Here is a 19,106-nt window from a genome sequence, read left to right on the forward strand (position 1 = left end):
TACTGGTAAGGCGGCTCGTATTAAAGAGAAGCTGGTATAAGTTTAAATCGATATTAATATCGATTTTCAAAAAGCCGAAGCAGGAAACTGCTTCGGCTTTTTGCTTTTCTTTGCGTCGCTTTATGATTGCCATGCTTGAATGGAGCCGTTACAGTCGGTTTTTGTTTTCTGGTTGTTGTTATGGTTGGTAATAAGCCTCCTGAGTTGGTTCCATCAGTAGCAGATGTACAGCTTATTGCTGAATATCTGGATGCTATCTGGATGGAAAAAGGTTTGAGCGATAATACTCAGGAGTCTTATCGGCGCGATTTAGTGCAATTTGCGCTGTGGTTAAATCAGCAGGGGCATGCGTTGATTTCTGCCGATGCTGCGCTAGTGCAGGAGTATCTGAATGTCCGCTTGCAGCAAAAATTATCCAGCCGTACTTCTGCCCGTTTCTTGTCATGTGTGCGCGGTTTTTACCATTACTTGTTGCGCGAGAATCGCATCAGTGAAAACCCTGTGGCATTGGTGGATAATCCAAAATTATCTCGCCCATTACCGAAATCTTTAAGCGAAGCTGATGTCGAAGCCCTGCTTGCCGCTCCGGATTTAGCGGATCCGATAGGGTTGCGTGATCGCACTATGCTGGAAGTTCTATACGCTTGTGGGTTGCGGGTAAGCGAATTGGTTGAGTTGACCATGCCGCAAATCAACTTGCGCCAGAATGTAGTGCGTGTGATGGGCAAAGGCAGCAAGGAGCGTTTGATTCCAATGGGAGAGGAAGCAGCAATATGGCTTGCGCGTTATTTGCGTGAAGCGCGACCTGTGTTGCTGAATAATATGCCGGATGAGGTAGTATTTCCCAGCAATCGCGGCCAGCCAATGACCCGCCAGACATTTTGGTATCGGATCAAGCATTGGGCGATGGTGGCGGGGATTAAAAAAGATTTGTCGCCCCATACATTGCGCCATGCGTTTGCTACCCATTTATTGAATCACGGTGCTGATTTGCGTGTGGTACAGTTGCTACTCGGGCATAGCGATTTATCGACAACACAAATATATACCCATGTAGCTAAATTGAGGATGAAACAGCAGCATGCGCAGCATCACCCTCGTGGCTAGATTACGATTAACGATTAATAAACCTGCAGAGATATGACTATGATAAAAACACTAAAAACGCTGGGCTTTGCAGCGTTGGCGACTTTCTCTTTAACTGCGTTTGTAGCTACGCCTTTTGCAGCGGCGCAAGCTGATCTACTTAAGCGTAAAAGCGTGGAAGATACCATTCTGGAGAAGCTCCACGAAGCGCGCCCAGACATTAATTTCGGTAAGCCGCGTCCTTCGATGATCAAGGGGTTGTATCAGGTGCAGGTACCTGGCGGTCCAGTACTGTATGTAACGCCGGAAGGTGACAAATTTATCGCCGGGGAAGTTTTCGGTATCGATAAAAACGGCTTCGCTAAAATTGAAGACCCTTATGTAATTGAGGAGCGCAAGAAAGCATTGGCGACCTTGGACGGTAAAAGCAGTATTAACTTTGCACCGAAAGGCAAAGCCAAGGCAGTTGTATATGTCTTCACCGATATCGATTGCGGTTACTGCCGTAAATTGCATAGCCAGATGCACGCCTATAGTGAAGGTGGCCAACAAAAGCCTGGCTACAACGATTTAGGTATCGAGATTCGCTACCTTGCTTACCCGCGTGCTGGTATTCCCAGTCCATCAGCTGACAAGTTGATCTCCACCTGGTGTGCAAAAGACAAGCAAGATGCTATGACCAAGTTGAAGTCTGACCAATCTGTTCCCAATGCAACTTGTGATAACCCTGTTGCAGCGCAATTCCAGCTGGGTGGCCAGTTGGGAGTGAATGGCACCCCAGCTTTATTCCTGCCTGATGGCAAGTTAATGCCCGGTTATTTGCCGCCAGAAGACTTGGCGAAAAGCCTCGGAATATAACCTTTTAGATAAGTTGGTTCGCTAAAAGCGACTTATCCAATAGCGATTCCAGAGCACAATTGACACTGACGGCCACCATGAGTATGGTGGCCGTCTTTTTTAGTATTGGCGTAAAACACACTTAAATTTGACGAGGAATCCACCTTGAATCCGGTAAGAATAGGTATCTGCGGTCTGGGCACCGTGGGCAGCGGTACAGTTAATATCCTTTCGCGCAATAAGGCGCTGATTGATGCCCGCGCCGGTTGCAATATTTCCATCGTGCAAATTGGTGCGCGTCGTGACAACCCCAATTGCGATACTTCAAAGTACAACGTAACTCGCGATGTGTTCGATGTTGCTAACAACCCGGACGTTGATGTTCTGGTTGAAGTGATGGGTGGTACCACTGTTGCGAAAGACCTGATTCTCAAAGCCATTGAAAATGGCAAACATATTATTACCGCCAATAAAGCGCTGATCGCCCATCATGGCAATGAAATTTTTGCTGCCGCAAAAGCCAAAGGTGTGACTGTTGCATTTGAAGCTGCTGTTGCTGGTGGCATCCCGATTATCAAAGCAATCCGTGAAGGTTTGGCGGCGAACAAGATAGAGTGGCTTGCCGGTATTATTAACGGCACTGGCAATTTCATCCTCACCGAAATGCGCGATAAAGGTCGTTCATTTGCCGATGTATTGGCCGAAGCCCAGGCTTTAGGTTATGCAGAAGCTGATCCTACTTTTGACGTAGAAGGTATAGATGCTGCGCACAAGCTGGTGATCCTGGCATCACTCGCGTTTGGTATTCCGTTGGAGTTCAACAAAGTATTTACCGAAGGCATTACCAAAATTGCTGCAGAGGATGTGACTTACGCGGAAGAGCTGGGTTATCGCATCAAAAATCTGGGCATCGCACGCCGCACCGATAAAGGTATCGAGTTGCGCGTTCATCCAACCTTGATTCCCGAGAAGCGTTTGATTGCCAACGTTGATGGCGTGATGAACGCAGTATTGGTAAAAGGCGATGCTGTTGGCGCTACTTTATATTACGGTGCAGGTGCAGGTGCTGAGCCGACTGGTTCATCTATTGTGGGCGATATCGTTGATGTGGCGCGTACGCTGACTGCATCGCCTGAGCACCGCGTTCCTTATTTGGGTTTCGGTGCAGATTTTGTTTCTGCACAACCGATTCTGCCAATTGAAGATGTTGAAACGGCTAACTACCTGCGCATGTCAGCGCAAGACAAGCCGGGTGTGCTGTCAAAAATTGCCACCATCCTGAGCGATTCCGGTATCAGTATCGAAGCGATGATTCAAAAAGAAGCCAAAGATGGCGAATCAACAGTGCCGCTGATTTTGTTGACTAATCAAGTGCAGGATAAAAAGCTGGCAGCTGCAATTCGCAGCATCGAAGCTTTGGATTCCATCACCGGTTCTGTTCAGCGCATCCGTGTTGAAGCATTGAAATAAATTTCTTAAAGGTTATTAATCGTGAAATACATCAGCACTCGCGGCCAAGCGCCTGCACTCAGTTTTGAAGAGGTCGTTCTCACCGGTCTTGCGCCGGATGGCGGCTTGTATGTACCAGAGACGCTGCCAAAATTTACCAAAGAAGAAATCGCTTCCTGGGCTGGTTTGTCCTATCAGGAATTGGCTTTTAATGTGATGAAGCCTTTTGTTGCTGGTGCGATCAGCGACGAAGATTTCAAAAAAATTATCGCTGATGCTTACGCGACTTTCCGTCACGATGGCATTGCGCCCTTGGTGCAAACTGCTCACAACGAATGGATTTTGGAATTATTCCAGGGCCCAACGCTCGCGTTTAAAGATTTCGCGCTGCAATTTTTAGGTCACTTGCTCGATCACTTATTGAAAAAGCGTAACCAAAAAGTGGTAGTGATGGGCGCTACTTCCGGCGATACAGGTTCTGCTGCAATTGAAGGTTGCCGCCGCTGCGATAACATCGATATTTTCATCATGCATCCGAACAATCGTGTATCGAATGTTCAGCGTCGCCAAATGACCACTGTGCTTGCACCGAATGTATTTAATATTGCATTGGAAGGTAATTTCGACGATTGCCAGAACATGGTGAAAGCGAGCTTCGGTGATCAATCATTTTTGCCGGAAGGCCGCCAGCTGGTAGCAGTGAACTCGATTAACTGGGCGCGTATCATGGCGCAAATCGTGTATTACTTTTACGCTGGTTTGGCATTGGGTGCTCCACATCGCCCGATTGCTTTCTCTGTTCCCACTGGCAACTTCGGCGATATTTTTGCTGGCTATCTCGCCAAACAAATGGGCTTGCCGATTGACCAATTAGTTATTGCTACTAACAGCAATGACATTTTGCATCGCTGCATCAGCAGTAACGATCACAGCAAACACCAATTACAACACACCTTATCACCAAGCATGGATATTATGGTGTCGAGCAACTTCGAACGTATGTTGTTTGATTTATATGATCGTGATGGCAATGCGATTCGTCAGCTGATGGAAGATTTCAAATCCGGTAGCATGACCCTGAAAGAATCAGCGCTGGTGCGCGCACGCGAATTGTTCACCAGCCATGGTGTCAGCGATGAAGTAACTATCGATGTGATTCGTGAAGTATTTGATCGCACGGAATACCTGCTCGATCCACACACCGCAATTGGTGTAGATGCAGCGCGTAAGACTCGCCGCCGTCAGGATATTCCAATGGTTGTTCTGGCCACTGCACATCCGGCAAAATTCCCTGAAGCGGTTCGCAAAGCAGGGCAGGATGCAGATCCCGCATTGCCACACCACATGCAGGATTTGTTTGAGCGCGAAGAGCGTTACACTATATTGCCGCAAGACTTGGCAAAGGTGCAGCAGTTTGTTGCGGCGAATGTTCGCAAGTAACATCAGCAGCTTGTGTTAATAAAAAACGCCGCAGGAATTTTTCCTTGCGGCGTTTTTATTTCTGCCGTTATTTTATTTTTCTTGACATTAAATTATGCAAAAAACTATTCGCCGTCGTGATTCTATCCAACCTGCTGAATTTAAATCGGCTATTCATCCGCTTCTGCAGCGCATTTACAGTGCGCGCGGCGTAAAAAATGAACAAGAGCTGCAGTACCAATTGGCGAATTTGTACAAACCTAATTTCAAAGGTTTAGCTGAGGCAGTAAGCCTTTTGGCTGATGCGGTGGTGGCGCAGGCAAAAATTATTGTGGTGGGCGATTTTGATGCGGATGGTGCAACCAGCAGTGCGTTAGCGGTATTGGCATTGCGTGCGATGGGGTTGCCTTATGTCGATTTTCTGGTACCCAACCGCTTTGAATATGGTTACGGGCTAACACCGGAAATTGTTGCTGTCGCCGCTGCACAACAACCAGACATTATTGTTACCGTTGATAACGGTATTTCCAGTGTTGAAGGCGTAGAAGCTGCACGCGAACTCGGTATTGCAGTTATTGTTACTGATCACCATTTGCCGGGTGAGTATTTGCCTGATGCAGATGCGATCGTGAATCCCAATCAACCCGGGTGCGAATTTCCGAGCAAAAATCTTGCGGGTGTCGGTGTTATTTTTTATGTGATGAATGCGCTGCGCGCCGAGCTGCGCCAAATGGGTTGGTTTGAAGAGAGTGGGATTGCCGAGCCAAATATGGCGAGCTTTCTGGACTTGGTTGCGTTGGGTACAGTTGCTGATGTGGTTCCATTGGATTACAACAATCGCATTCTTGTTGCGCAAGGTTTGCAGCGTATTCGCGCCGGTGTTTGTCGGCCGGGTATTAAAGCGATGTTAGAAGTGTCGGGAAAACAAGCCAATAAATTAGTGGCAAGTGATTTTGGTTTTGCGTTGGGGCCACGCTTAAACGCAGCGGGGCGGTTGGATGATATGTCGCTCGGCATTCAGTGCCTGATGTGCGAGAGCGAAAATCTTGCGCGCGAAATGGCGGCGCAGCTCGATGAATTAAATCGCGATCGCAAAGCGATTGAAACTGGCATGCAGCAGGAAGCAATGGGCATGCTGCAGAAAACGTTGCAGGCTGATGCGGCGAATTTATCCTGGGGTTTATGCCTCTTCGATGAAACCTGGCATCAGGGTGTGATCGGAATTTTAGCTTCGCGAATTAAAGACAAATACCATCGCCCGACAATCGTATTTGCCGATGCAGGTGATGGAGAGATAAAAGGCTCTGCACGTTCAGTTCCCGGATTCCACATTCGCGACGCGCTTGATGCAGTCGCTGCCCGTCATCCGGGATTGCTCAATAAATTTGGCGGCCATGCGATGGCGGCGGGTATGAGTTTGTCTCGTGCAAATTTTCCTGCTTTTGCCCAAGCGTTTGATGATGAGGTTCGCAGGCAATTAACATCCGATGATTTGCAGGCTGTTGTTGTCAGTGATGGGGAGTTGTCTGCGCAGGAATTATCGCTTGGTGTTGCTACACAGTTGCGTGAAGCAGGGCCTTGGGGGCAACATTTTCCCGAGCCGATTTTTGATGGTGAGTTTTATCTGGTGCAACAAAAGTTGGTTGGTGCCAAGCATCTGAAAATGACCTTGGCTGTTGATGCCCAAGGCCAGCAGTTAGTTGATGCAATTGCCTTTAATATAGATCCGGATTTTTGGCCAAATAATCAGGTTAATAAAATCCGTGCGGCCTACAAATTGGATATCAACGAATTTCGTGGAAACACTACCGTGCAATTGTTGGTGGATTATTTGGAACCCGCACTGCAGCAATAATATTATTGCTGCAACAGTTTTTCCAATTCCGGTTGGACATTCTTCACGATAATCGGTTGTGCTTCAGCGGTGGGGTGAATGCCATCCCGCTGAATCAATTCCGGATTCCCACCAATCCCCTCTAATAAAAATGGAATCAGTGCCGCCTGATTTTTTTCGGCAAGTTGTGCGTAAAGTGTTTTGAATTGCGTGCTATAACGTGGCCCGTAATTGGGTGGAATCTGCATCCCCGCGAGTAATACCTGCGCACCATTTTTTTTGCTCGCATCAATCATGGTCTGCAAGTTTTTTTCCAGCAGCTTAAGCGGTTGTCCGCGCAAACCATCGTTGCCGCCTAATTCCAGGATGACAATGTCCGGTTTATGTTCGGTAAGTAATGCGGGTAGGCGGGTATTGCCACCGGAACTGGTTTCACCGCTCACGCTTGCATTAATGATCTGTACCGCGTGTTTTTTCGTTATCTCTTTTTCCAACAGGTTTACCCAGCCTTGTTGGATGTCTATGCCATAACCGGCACTCAGGCTATCGCCCATCACCAGAACTTTTGTTGTGCCTGATGTTGTGTTTTGTGCATAAGCAAGACTGGTGACAAATGTCAGGAGTAAAAACAGGTAAATCTTCATTTTGCACATGGTTATCAAAATCCTATAACAATAGAATGGATGAATCCGTATTTTATTGACAGTTTCGTATTTCTCAAAGGTTACTCAATTATGTCTGCTGTTGCTATGGTTCAAGCGAATTCAGTTACCAAACAGGTTAGTACGCAAGAAGGTAATTTAACGATTCTTCACCCAATATCAATTAGTGTGTTGGCTGGAGAATCACTGGCTATCACTGGGGCATCGGGTTCGGGCAAATCTACCTTGTTAGGTATTCTTGCCGGTTTGGATGTGCCTAGCAGCGGTGAGGTAATTCTCAACGGCAATAACCTCTCAGCCTTAGACGAGGAAGGTCGTGCAAAAGTTCGCGCAGGTAATGTCGGATTTATCTTTCAATCCTTTCAATTGTTGCCCGGTCTTACCGCACACGAAAATGTGATGCTGCCGTTGGAGCTGCGCGGCGATAAATTGGCAAGCAGTAAGGCGCGTGAATTTTTGGAGCGTGTTGGTTTGAATTCCCGCTTGCACCATTATCCGCAGCAACTATCCGGCGGTGAGCAGCAACGCGTGGCGATTGCACGTGCATTTGCGAGTGAGCCACAAGTGTTATTTGCCGATGAACCTACGGGCAATCTTGATAGCGCGACAGGTGCGCGGATTATCGAACTCTTGTTTGAATTAAATCGTGCGCAGGGTACGACCTTGATTTTAATTACCCATGAAGAGCGCTTGGCACAGTTGTGTCAACGTCGCATTGAACTAGCGGCGGGCGCCATAGTGTCCGGCAGGGAGTAGACGCGATGATGCTGGCAATTAATTTATTAAGGCGCAATTGGCGCAGCGGCGAGTTAAAACTCCTTGGCTTTTCATTGTTGCTCGCGGTGTCAGTGTTGAGCGGTATTTCTATTTTTACCAATCGTCTTGAAACAACATTAATTAGTGAAAGTAATAGTGTTCTCGGGGCAGATTACATCGTACGTGGTTCACAACCGCACAATACCGAGTGGCCAGCGCTGGCTGAAAAGGAAGATATCCGGCAAACACAAGCGGCTTTATTTTCTTCCATGGTATTCGCCGGTGATGAAATGCATTTGGCATCGGTAAAAGCGGTAGATACTGATTACCCTTTGCGCGGAAAATTTGAAGTCAGTGATGTGCCATTTGCGATTAATGCATCCGATATCAAAGTCGCCAACGGCATTCCCGCGCCGGGTGAAGCTTGGGTGGATTCGCGTTTATTGCCGCTATTAAAAATCCAGCTAGGCGATAAGGTCGCGGTTGGAGAATATGATCTCAACATTACCCATGTGTTAATTCGTGAACCTGACAGCGCCAGTCCTTTTAGTATGACGGGCGCGCGCCTGATTATGAATATGGCTGATCTGCCAAAAACTCATGTGGTTCAGCCGGGCAGCCGTGTAGATTACCAGTGGTTAATTGCATCGGACGATAACGGTAAGTTAAAAGCGTTTGTCGATGAATTAAAGCCTCAATTAAGCAAGCATCAACGATTAATTGATATAGATTCAGCGCAAGAACGGGTAGGGCGTACCTTACAAACCAGCCGCCAATTTTTATTATTGTCGGCGGTAATTGCGGTGCTGCTTGCAGGTGTCGCCATTGCAATTACTGCACGGCAATTTTCAGCTCGCCACACTGACCAAGTTGCGCTTATGAAAAGTTTGGGGGCTGGCGCTGTGCGTATTCGCACCCTGTATTTTTCCCAGCTGGTTTTATTAGGTGTTATTGCATCCTTGATTGGTTTGGTATTTGGTGAGTTGCTGCAGCGAACCGTCGCTGTCAGTTTGCAGCAGGTGTATCAAATTCGTTTGGGTGATGCGACTTTTTATCCTTACGGCCTCAGCTTTTTTTCCGGTCTATTGTGTTTAGTATTTTTCGCATTACCTGCGCTCTGGTATTTGCCGACTGTTCCTCCGCTGAAAATTCTGCGCCGCGAGTTGGCTGTGAATATGCCGCAAGTGTGGGTGCAAGCAGCGTTAGCTTTATTTGCCGTACTCACGCTGGTGATATTGTTCAGCCGCGATCTTGAGTTGGCCTTGAGTATTAGCGGTGCATTACTTGCGGTCATTGTTGTGACTATCCTGGTTGCTTACGGATTATTAGCTGTAAGCAAAAAAATGGTGTTGCGATTGGGCGGATTTTGGCGTTTGGCATTTGCCAACTTGCAACGTCAGCGTGGGCAAAGTCTGGTGCAGATTTTGGTATTTGCGATTGCCATTATGTTGTTGTTCACTCTCACCATCGTGCGCACTTCATTGATTGAGGAATGGCGGGTACAAGTACCTGATGATGCGCCCAATCACTTCTTAGTGAATATTCCGCCGGATGAATTACCGCAAGTGCAGGCTCTGCTGCAAAAAACCAAGGTGCGCCCTGAGCCTATTTACCCGATGATGCGCGCGCGTCTCACGCACATTAATGGCGTCGAAACTACCGAAGATCAACGTTCGGCCGCCAATGCGTTGCGCCGTGAATTGAATGTTACCTGGTCAGAAAATCTGGCGGCAGATAACAAAGTACTTGAGGGATTGTGGTGGGATAAATGGCAGCGCAGCGCTAACAATTTGCCGGGTGTTTCGGTAGAGACGAATACTGCAAAAGAAATTGGTTTGAAAATTGGCGATAAATTACAGTTTTCATTTGGCGGGTTATTGTTAGACGCAGAAGTGGCCAGTTTCCGCAGTCTCGATTGGCGCAGCATGCGCCCCAATTTCTTTTTTATCTTTGAGCCAGGTTCGTTGGATACTTACTCACCGACCTTTATCACCAGCATTTATTTACCGCCGGAGCAAAAATCATTTATCAACGAGTTGTTGCATGATCATCCAACTATATTGGTGATGGAGTTGGATCGTATCATTGAGCAGATCCGCACTATCGTGAATCAGGTGAGTGATGGTGTACTGCTGGTGCTGTGGCTGACATTAATAGGCGGCTGTCTGGTATTGCTTGCCGCGGTGATGGGTAGTATTGCTGCGCGTAAACAACAAGCGGGCCTGCTGCGTGCATTGGGTAGTCCGCGCCAGTTGATTGTAGGTAGTATCTGTGCGGAGTTTGCGATCCTGGGTTTCCTTGCGGGATTGATTGCGATTGTCGGCACTGAAATACTGCTGATCAGCTTGCAAAAATTCGTACTGGATACCGCGATACAACCGCACTACATTTTCTGGTTAATCTCTCCCCTCAGCGGCGCGCTATTTGTTTCTGCACTAGGCTATATCTGCTGTCGCCACGTAGTGACAACACCTCCAGCTGTTGTATTGCGCGAAGCTGCGTAATTCTACTCTTATAGTTTAATCAGGCGGGGAGTAAAATCGCCGCCTGATTATTCGATTACACAGAACCTGTTATGAAACCTGCACGCAAACAAGTGCCGCAAAGCCGTGTCCTCGACAAAGGCATTTGGGGCATGAGTCGCCCTATGTTTATCGACCAAGCGGTGACTTACACCATCCCGCTGGTCGATATGTATTTCCTTAGCCGCATATCAGACTCTGCCGCCGCCGCTGTGGGAGCCATTGCCCCGTTAGTATTCGTGGCCAATGCTTTTTTAATCGTCAGTGCGTTTGCGGGGGCGAGTATCGCGAGTCAGCGCATCGGGGCAAATGACTACGCCCGTGGCAATGCCACCATTGCAGCCTATGCGGTATTTGTAATGGTATTGGCATTAATTGCGGCGCTGACAGTAAATCATGGCGGACCATGGGTTGCTTCGGCTATGTCGTTGAGCGCTGATGTTGAGCAGCATGCGCGCACTTATTTATCGATTATTGGTTGGATGGTCGCGCTCTGGGGCTGCCGCGTTATCTATCAAACGATTCTCAATATTTATGGCGAACCCCAGTGGAACACCTATAGCAATATCATTTTATTTGTAGCCAATATTATTGGTTGCTCCATCGCCGTGTACGGTTTTATGGGGATACCTCCGACGGGTGTTACTGGTGTCGCGACGGCGAGTGTAATTGCCGCAGGTGCAAGCCTGACGTTTGTAATGGTGGTTGTTCACTTCAAGCTGCGCATCCATATTCCACTGCGCGAAGGGCTGAAAAATTTTGGAGTGCTTATCACGCCGGTGATAATGATTGCTGCTCCCTCAATTCTTGAGCCCATGTCATTTCAAGCTTACATGATTGCACTTAATTGGATTGCGGCGGAAGTAGGTGATCTTGCTTTGAAAGTGAAGGTCTATGCTTACAATACGTTTTTATTTTGCTTGATGATTTCTATCGCCTTGGGAATGGCAACTGAAGCCATCATTGCGCAGCGAGTTGGCCGGAAGGAATTTGATCTGGTCGATAAACAACTTAAGCAAACATTAAAAATTTCGCTAATTGGTACCAGTGCATTAGCGTTGACCTGGTTTCTCTTTAATAAACCTGTCTTGCAATTGTTTAGCGATGATCCTGAGGTGATCGCAATAGGAGCCTGGGCTTTTTTCCTAAGTTTTCTTGCCGAACCTTGGCGCACCGTTAATATCACTATCGGTAGTGCACTGCGCTGTACCGGTGATGCAGCATTTACCTCCATTTCCAGCATTGGTGTTATTTGGTTATTTTCAGTTCCATTTGCTTATGTTTTAGCAATCCCATTCGGTTTGGGATTATACGGCTTGTTAATTGCGGCAATTCTGGATGAATTTATTCGTGCGCTGATTAAAGGATGGCGTTGGAAGAAAGGGGTTTGGAAATATACTGGAGTTGCTGCTCGTGAAGGGCGATCAGCATGATCATGAATACAGCTTCATGATCATGCTGTAAATTTCCTGACTTAAACGATACCAAGAATAAATAGCACGCTGGAAATTGAAAATAGCACGGAAAGGGTTTTTCCTATATTGGCCATGCGTGTTGCACCGATTCGCTCAAAACTTAAAATGCTGACAGCATAGAGTCCGCAGAAAGTTACAAGAATTGGCACTATGTAACGAAAATCAATATTGGCAGGGAATGTCATGCGCATGTAAGTCACTCCGGCCCATAGGAAAAAGCCCGACAGTAATATAGGTGTCATGCGTTTAAAGTCTTCCCGAGCCATGTAGTAAAGACCACAAATCATGTAAATAAACATGAGTACCGCGAGAAAGCTGGTCGAAACCGCAGTATTAATTGACATCAGGCTTGGGTATTTAAACTCGCCAAACAGGCCGGTTTTGCCAAGGTAATTCCAAAAAAATTGACGGCCCATACGATCATCATAAGGATCAGTAAAGGGTTCAGTAATAAAAATTTTCACATCGAACCAAAAATAATTGGTGGCTGTATTACCAACAAGGTTTGCTTGTGAAAGCCCATCGATATTGTCGATATACAATTTGTCACGCTTGCCTTGCATTTTTAGCATCAAACCTGGGCCTACGGTAATTGCTACAGCGAGCAGCATAACTACGCAGGGCACAATTGCCATTTTGAAATAAGTGGCCCACTGTTTGGTGCTGATCATTTTGTACAAACCAATAACACCCAGTACTGCCACTAAAATTTCACCATTTGCTTTGGTTAGGATTGCTGCTGCGCCCACGATGCTGGCGATCATTAAATCGCGCTTTTGATCATGTCTATACCAGAGAACAATGTAATAAAGACTCGCAGTGAACAGGAAATAAAGCAGTGGGTCATTACCGATGCGCACCGAGTGAATAATTGCCGAGGGCCAGAAGGCAAAGAGTGCACCTATAATCCATAACAAACTGTCTTCTTTAAGTGATTTGCATAAGCGCCGAATAAAGCCAGGCTTTTCTTGTACTTCTTGTACGTGAGCTGGAGTTATTGGTTCTGCTTCCAATTTTGGCTTGCGATAAAGATTGAGCAGTTCATTGAGAATCATTAAGCCAAATAATACAAATCCCATGGAATAAACCAGGCTTAACAACTGCTGCACACGGTAAATAGCCACTTTATTATTTGGTTCAATCAATTGCGTCGCTTTATAAACAATTGCACCGGTATAGTAATAAAGTGGTGGGTGGAAAAATGCACCGCCAATTGCGTAATCTACTGGCGGTGGCATCCAATGTTGGGTGAGATATTCGCTGTAGCCGATGTGATCTCCTAAATCATGGTCGCGGACATCGCCCGGTGTTACCATAAAGTAGACCAAACGAATCACTAATGCACCGATAAACAACACTTTTATTGGGATTGAAAATTTGAGCTTGTTTACCAGCTTTAATGCGATAAGAATTGCCAAAATAGTTAGTAATAAGTAGGTCAGTTTGGCAAAGCTCGCGTCACCTTCAGCACTAATCACTATGCCCATCATTCCGCCTTGATCGGAATAAAGAATTTCTATCTGATTTTTCCCTTCGTGCAAATAGTCACTCAGGTCATAGATAAAGCCTTTGTTGTAGTCTTTGCGTTGTTCATGTGGAATACGATTTAAGTCGACATTTTTTTGATTCACTGTTAATGAAAGTATTTCATCGTCAGGAATAATGCGTAGGATTGAGCTGGAACTTTGGTTCATCTCAATCGTTCCTGCCAACCGATATACGCCGCTTTCATATGACTGCATAAACCCGGGGCTAGCGACTGCTTGGGTCTTGCCTGAAGGCGTTGTCAACATAAAGTCTGAAAAGGACGGCTGGATAGATTGCAGGCTATAGGCAATCAACCCCAAGGTAATAATAAGGAGGTAAAGCGTTTTGGATTTTATTAAATTTAATATCGCTACTTTCATTTTATTCTTTTTCCTTAATATGTAACTGAAGTTTCTTAAGCTCCGCCTTGAGTATGCCTACTTCCTGAATGAGGTTCTTATTGCCTTCGGCAAGTTTGGAAATTACCACTGAAAATTGTATTAAAATAAAAAATACAGATAAAACCAAAATCAGAAGTAAAGCTGCTGGTGCATATAGAATGCCCAGCGCGTCCGCTACCAATGCTAGTAGTGGTTTAAAAACTGAGAGAGCGATAAAAATAAATCCAAAGCCCAGCCAAAGTAATGAGTATTCCTCTTTTAGCTTTTTACGTTTAACCAGCTTCAGTATGAATATAAATAAAAGTAAGCTGCCAATAATTGAAAATACTTGAATACGATTGGTAATTACTAAATCAATTGTGGTGTTTAACATAGCTAAATCCTACGAATCTTCTGCCGTTGGGCAGTCATCAACATGGCGAGAATTACTTTGATCATGTAGTGCGCTGACTTCCATCCGGATATGGATGATTCTCCCCCCTGACGTTCTACCATTTCTACAGAAATTTCTTGAAGACGGAAATCATTCGTGCCCAGCAAGATGACAGTCTCGGGTTCGGGGTAATCAGTCGGGTAATTAGCGGCGAGGAAAGCAATTGCTTGTTTATTGTAGGCTCTGAAACCTGATGTACTGTCAGTGATTTTTTTTTGTATTAATAAACCACTCATTAATTCGAAAATTCTGATTCCGATCCTGCGCATAAATGTAGATTGAAATCCTTGGGTTTTTTCTACAAATCGTGAACCTATGCAAACATCGCACTCATTTATTTGTAGTGGTCTTAATAATTTTGGGATTTCGCTTGCGAGATGTTGACCATCACCGTCAAACTGAATAGCGTAGTCAAAGTTATTATAAAAAGCATATTTAAAACCTGTTTGTACTGCCCCGCCTATCCCAAGATTGGACGGTAACTGAATAACCGTTGCCAATCCGCTAGCCTCGGCTTCGTTTTGGGTGTTGTCTCTGGAGCCGTCGTTTATTACCAAAGGCTCGTAAATGGGGCTAGCATCTGCCAAAGATTGAATTACATTTGCAATGCTTTTCTCTTCGTTATATGCCGGAATAATAATTAAAACTCGCTCGCGCATTTCAAAACCTTGATTTAAATAATTGGCTAGTTAGTTTGAGACCACCGGTATAGATTCATGCATGTCCGCTGTTTTAGGTGTGAAGCTAATAACTGTATTAACCCAATTGGCATGGTCCCATTTATCATCTTTTAATGCGGCTACTTTTAAATTAAGTTTTTCGATACCTGTAATTTTAATCGTATGGGTAGGCAAGTTACGCTCATGCCCTAAAATGGGTTTTGATTCCCACAATAACTCACCATCACCCCAAACAGAGAACTGAACATCTGCTGTACCAACTTCATCATCAAGGCCGACTTTGAAACTGAACTCGGTTGCGCCACTTGGTAATTGGTATTGAATATCGGAGTTCGCATGGGTTCCGATCCCTTGCGCATAACGGCGGTTTGCGAGTGATAGGTGGTTTCCGTCATAACTGCGATTTAATGCCATTTTTCCGTGATCTTGTCTGGCATAGGAGAGTGGTAATTCGGTCAAAAATTGTTGATTTTCCCCGAGTGATAATTGATGTATTTGATAACGATCAAAAAAGTAATTCAGCATCCCTGCGATAGCAATAATGGTAAATATCACCGCTGCAAAGGGGGTTTTTGTTGCGCGAGATATAAGTTTTGATAGTGCGTCGAATAGTTTTTTCCCCACTATCAACTCAGCTATTGCTAGTACTAAAACAATAACAATTAACAATGAAAGTCCATGCCAGATATCAGAGCCATTGATCTCCAAAATAATCAGCATATTCAGCGCACAAAGTACGCAGATTATGATTGGATAAATAAGCTTTTGTTGTGCTATGGCTGAGTAAGCGATTGCAAGCACTACTGCTGGGAATAAGTAACGTTCATGCATGGCGGGGAGGAGGGTGAAAAAAGCCACTGCGCATATCATCGCTGAAAAGAACGAATGGATTAACAGCTGCCGTTCGTTGTAGTTAGTATTGTTTTTAACTAAAAAATGGATGCCCTGCAAAAATATATAGAGTGCAGTTAACGAGAACAAAATCATGCCAAAGTATTTGGCGGTGAATATTGTCGCGAGAGCTGAATCCGATGCGATACCAAAAAGTACAATATTGTCTGGTGCTGTATTGCCAGTGAGCAAAATCCAAATATTGGCTGCATTAAATGTGGTCATCGGGTATTGCCCGAGTGTATCTATGTACGCCTGCTTAACCGCTTGCCAAAAATGCCCAGCTAAAATGGATGGTAAAAAAACGACTGCTCCCAATACTATCGCCAGCAGAATTCCTATTAGATGTTTACTGGTGTTGCGGAAAAATAAAAAGCCAAATACCGGTGCAAAAGCAATCATTTGAAATTTTGTCAGTAGTGCCAGTGCGAATATGGGAATGGACAAGTAACTCCAGCGTTGGTCGACAGCCAATAACATTGCTGCAAACACCATTACTGCTGGTATCAAATCGACTTGTCCCCAAATGGGACCGTTAACCAAAATAGCTGGATTTAATACTGTCAATAGCATCATTGTGTGCATGAAACTACGCGATGCATTAAATCGCTGGAGTTGGCTAAATACCAATAAAACCAGTAAGCAGTGGAAGATCGTGACTGGAATTTGGGTCAGGAATTTTAAGAAGTCGTTGTGCTCAAGAGGTATACCAGTGAGCGTATAGAATTTCCCTACCAGATAAAGCCAATGCACATACAGCGGGGGATAATTACCGTTAAATCCATCGTAACCACTGGTGGATAACTGACGAACCCAATCTTGCCAGTAACCTAGATCCTGACTATAGCCTTTCAAAAATAACAAACTAAAGTTTGCAGTGACGGCAAGCACCAAATATGTCTGCAGTAGGCTCGAGGACCAAGGCGATGACAGGTTGGTGTTGAGCGGCGCAAGATCAGCCAGCGAATTATTAGCGGTAAGCTTTGATGTTGGCTCGTGATGCCCTACGTCTGGTGTTGTCACCGGTTCTGCTGCACTAATCGGATTATTGTTGTCTGGAGCGCTCATGTGAAAGTCTTATCCTGCCTGGGATTGATGTTTGGATTAATCCTTTTTTCCTACGACATCGCTAATATGGAACTTGGGTCTTCTTTTTACTTCTTCATAAATTTTTGATAAGTATTCGCCAATAATCCCCAAGCAAATTAGTTGTACGCTTCCGATAAATAGTAATGGCAAAAGTACGGATGCCCAGCCTGGTGTTGCATAGTCAGTAAGAAATCGTATTACTAGTACCCAGACAATCAGGGCGAAGGAAGCAAAGCCTGATAACAAGCCCAAGATGGTAATCATGCGCAACGGCGCAGTGGAAAATGCGGTGATACCTTTCCATGCAAAGGACAACATTTTCTTTAATGGATATTTACTTTCACCAGCTTCGCGTGCTTGACGTTCGTATTCAACGATAGATGATGGATAGCCGACCTCGCGAACGATGCCGCGCAAGAATAAATTGGATTCATCGTATTCCTTTAATGATTCTAGAGCGCGACGAGATAGAAGGCGAAAGTCTGCGTGATTGAACACTAGATCGACGCCCATTTTTTTCATCAAATGGTAATAGCCTTCGGCGGTAAAACGTTTGAAGAAAGTGTCGGTATGACGCGCTGAACGTACACCGTAAACCACATCATTTCCCTTTAGGTATTCATCCACCATTTTTTCGATATTTTGCGGATCATCTTGAAGATCGGCATCGATGCTGACTGTGATGTCTTCAGTTGTGGTGCAGAGACCGGCATAAAGCGCATTTTGATGTCCTTTATTCCGAGACAATTTAACTGCTACCAGCGCAGAATTATTTGCAGCTTCAGCAGCGAGAATTTTCCAGGTTTTATCTTTACTGCCGTCATCGATTAAATAAATTTTGGAATCGTGATTGATTTTGCCTTTGGCGATCATTGCATCGCGCAGCCCCAGCATGGTCGCCAATGTTTTGGGAAGCATTTCTTCTTCGTTGTAGCATGGAATAACAATGGCGAGTGACGGAATTGGCTCTGTCATTTTAATGATTCCTGTAAATCCAGAATTTATGTACCACAAAATTCAATACCACAGTTATTCCTGTGGCCAGAAATTGGGCAACCACATAATGCTCGACCCAAGGAAGGGCGAGAAAGTTATCAAATAACCATAAAAAGGCGGCAAACAACAAAGTATTAGTTGATAAGCCGATAGCAACTGCAAGCGCATACTTCGGAAAAGTTTGTGCGTGACTGCTTGAGCTCTTGAATGTGTAGTGGTAGTTCGCCCAGTAGTTAAAGAATGACGAAAGCACATATCCGGTGGCAGAGGCGAGAACCTCTGGCAATAAATTGCATTCGACAAACAAGATCAGCAGTAGAAACTGGATCAGGGTGGACACTCCACCAATACCTACAAACAGAACGAAACGTTTCATTGTTATTCTATTGAGTTGTTATTGTCGTGAACTGAAAATAAATCTATTAGGCTAAAAATCGCAGCACATTAGCATACTTTTATCACAAAGGTGGGTAGGAATTGTAAAACCCTAATGAGCTTAAAGAGGGATTGTGACGATTGTATATATTGACTGGCTGGTGAGGGGATATTTGAAGGGGATTGTTGTTTTACAGATGAATTATGCCCAGCGTAATACAACGCCCGCGCGTTCTATATAAATGTATTCTACTTTGTTGGTGATGGGGTGGCAGGCATGGCGTAAATGGTGGTGATCATGGGTAGAGCCCATATATTCCCAGCAGTAACCATCATTAACGCAAAGTGGGTCACCTTCGTTAATACGATAGCCTGCTAATTCGTCCCACATCTTCTGCCACTCTGGGTGATTGATGTCGAGATATTCCATAAAACGTCCTTTGATGGGTAAAGCGTGCTGCTAAACCAGGATAAATGTTGTTCAGTTATTCTGGTTTATTAAATGTCTTTGTCAAGAATCATTAGTAACTTAATGATTTATATAAAGTTATTTATACAGAAGTGTGCGTTAATTCACCTATTATAGAGATATTTTGTGAAAAAGTGGCGTTTAAATTTGTATTTTTATGTTTAAAGGTGACAAAAATTTTGTAATCCGTTACAAGCAGTTATAG

16 protein-coding genes are annotated in these 19,106 nt (G+C 45.0%); 8 read left to right on the forward strand and 8 right to left on the reverse strand.

The genetic code is table 11. The features are described from left to right. Positions 1-180 precede the first annotated feature (180 nt). The 5 genes from xerD (at position 181) to recJ (ending at position 6,646) form a co-directional block, all read left to right on the forward strand. Entirely contained in the window at positions 181-1,107 is a 927-nt protein-coding gene (gene xerD / locus AAGC78_RS06915) for a site-specific tyrosine recombinase XerD (protein WP_435783326.1), read from the forward strand. Positions 1,108-1,146: 39 nt separating this feature from the next. Further along, positions 1,147-1,944, forward strand: a complete 798-nt coding sequence (locus AAGC78_RS06920) for a DsbC family protein (protein ID WP_435783327.1) — start codon at positions 1,147-1,149, stop codon at positions 1,942-1,944. A 144-nt stretch (positions 1,945-2,088) separates the two neighbouring features. After that, on the forward strand, positions 2,089-3,393 hold the full coding sequence (locus AAGC78_RS06925; protein WP_435783328.1) for a homoserine dehydrogenase: 1,305 nt from the start codon (positions 2,089-2,091) through the stop codon (positions 3,391-3,393). 21 nt (positions 3,394-3,414) lie between these two features. Beyond that, positions 3,415-4,812 carry a threonine synthase gene (gene thrC / locus AAGC78_RS06930; RefSeq protein WP_435783329.1) on the forward strand — a complete coding sequence of 466 codons (1,398 nt, stop codon included), beginning with the start codon at positions 3,415-3,417 and terminating at the stop codon, positions 4,810-4,812. Positions 4,813-4,906: 94 nt separating this feature from the next. Next, positions 4,907-6,646: a single-stranded-DNA-specific exonuclease RecJ gene (gene recJ / locus AAGC78_RS06935; RefSeq protein ID WP_435783330.1), complete on the forward strand. Its 1,740-nt coding sequence runs from the start codon at positions 4,907-4,909 to the stop codon at positions 6,644-6,646. A gap of 2 nt (positions 6,647-6,648) precedes the next feature. Here recJ and AAGC78_RS06940 read toward each other — a convergent pair whose 3' ends face one another. Then, positions 6,649-7,269, reverse strand: a complete 621-nt coding sequence (locus AAGC78_RS06940) for an arylesterase (RefSeq protein WP_435783331.1) — start codon at positions 7,267-7,269, stop codon at positions 6,649-6,651. 90 nt (positions 7,270-7,359) lie between these two features. Here AAGC78_RS06940 and AAGC78_RS06945 point away from each other — a divergent pair, with 90 nt between their 5' ends. The 3 genes from AAGC78_RS06945 to AAGC78_RS06955 all read left to right on the forward strand — a co-directional run bounded on the left by AAGC78_RS06945 (position 7,360) and on the right by AAGC78_RS06955 (position 11,998). Further along, complete coding sequence (locus AAGC78_RS06945; protein ID WP_435783332.1) at positions 7,360-8,043, forward strand: ABC transporter ATP-binding protein; 684 nt, start codon at positions 7,360-7,362, stop codon at positions 8,041-8,043. 5 nt (positions 8,044-8,048) lie between these two features. Further along, a complete protein-coding gene (locus AAGC78_RS06950) occupies positions 8,049-10,547 on the forward strand; it encodes an ABC transporter permease (RefSeq protein ID WP_435783333.1) in 2,499 nt (832 codons plus the stop codon). 71 nt (positions 10,548-10,618) lie between these two features. After that, positions 10,619-11,998 carry an MATE family efflux transporter gene (locus tag AAGC78_RS06955; protein ID WP_435783334.1) on the forward strand — a complete coding sequence of 460 codons (1,380 nt, stop codon included), beginning with the start codon at positions 10,619-10,621 and terminating at the stop codon, positions 11,996-11,998. Positions 11,999-12,039: 41 nt separating this feature from the next. Here AAGC78_RS06955 and AAGC78_RS06960 read toward each other — a convergent pair whose 3' ends face one another. From AAGC78_RS06960 to AAGC78_RS06990, 7 genes are all read right to left on the reverse strand, one after another. Next, positions 12,040-13,947, reverse strand: a complete 1,908-nt coding sequence (locus AAGC78_RS06960; RefSeq protein ID WP_435783335.1) for a hypothetical protein — start codon at positions 13,945-13,947, stop codon at positions 12,040-12,042. A gap of 1 nt (position 13,948) precedes the next feature. Then, positions 13,949-14,341 carry a DUF2304 domain-containing protein gene (locus AAGC78_RS06965; protein ID WP_435783336.1) on the reverse strand — a complete coding sequence of 131 codons (393 nt, stop codon included), beginning with the start codon at positions 14,339-14,341 and terminating at the stop codon, positions 13,949-13,951. Between the two features lie 2 nt (positions 14,342-14,343). After that, a complete protein-coding gene (locus tag AAGC78_RS06970) occupies positions 14,344-15,060 on the reverse strand; it encodes a glycosyltransferase family 2 protein (RefSeq protein ID WP_435783337.1) in 717 nt (238 codons plus the stop codon). A 30-nt stretch (positions 15,061-15,090) separates the two neighbouring features. Next, on the reverse strand, positions 15,091-17,040 hold the full coding sequence (locus AAGC78_RS06975; RefSeq protein WP_435783338.1) for an NPCBM/NEW2 domain-containing protein: 1,950 nt from the start codon (positions 17,038-17,040) through the stop codon (positions 15,091-15,093). A gap of 36 nt (positions 17,041-17,076) precedes the next feature. Next, a complete protein-coding gene (locus AAGC78_RS06980) occupies positions 17,077-18,036 on the reverse strand; it encodes a glycosyltransferase family 2 protein (protein ID WP_435783339.1) in 960 nt (319 codons plus the stop codon). A gap of 1 nt (position 18,037) precedes the next feature. Beyond that, on the reverse strand, positions 18,038-18,433 hold the full coding sequence (locus tag AAGC78_RS06985) for a GtrA family protein (protein ID WP_435783340.1): 396 nt from the start codon (positions 18,431-18,433) through the stop codon (positions 18,038-18,040). 201 nt (positions 18,434-18,634) lie between these two features. Beyond that, the gene (locus AAGC78_RS06990) at positions 18,635-18,862 is read right to left on the reverse strand and encodes a 4-diphosphocytidyl-2C-methyl-D-erythritol kinase (RefSeq protein ID WP_435783341.1); all 228 of its coding nucleotides are present in this window, start codon (positions 18,860-18,862) and stop codon (positions 18,635-18,637) included. Between the last annotated feature and the right edge of the window lie 244 nt (positions 18,863-19,106).

It is taken from the genome of Cellvibrio sp., from assembly GCF_039207905.1.
Lineage (GTDB): Bacteria > Pseudomonadota > Gammaproteobacteria > Pseudomonadales > Cellvibrionaceae > Cellvibrio.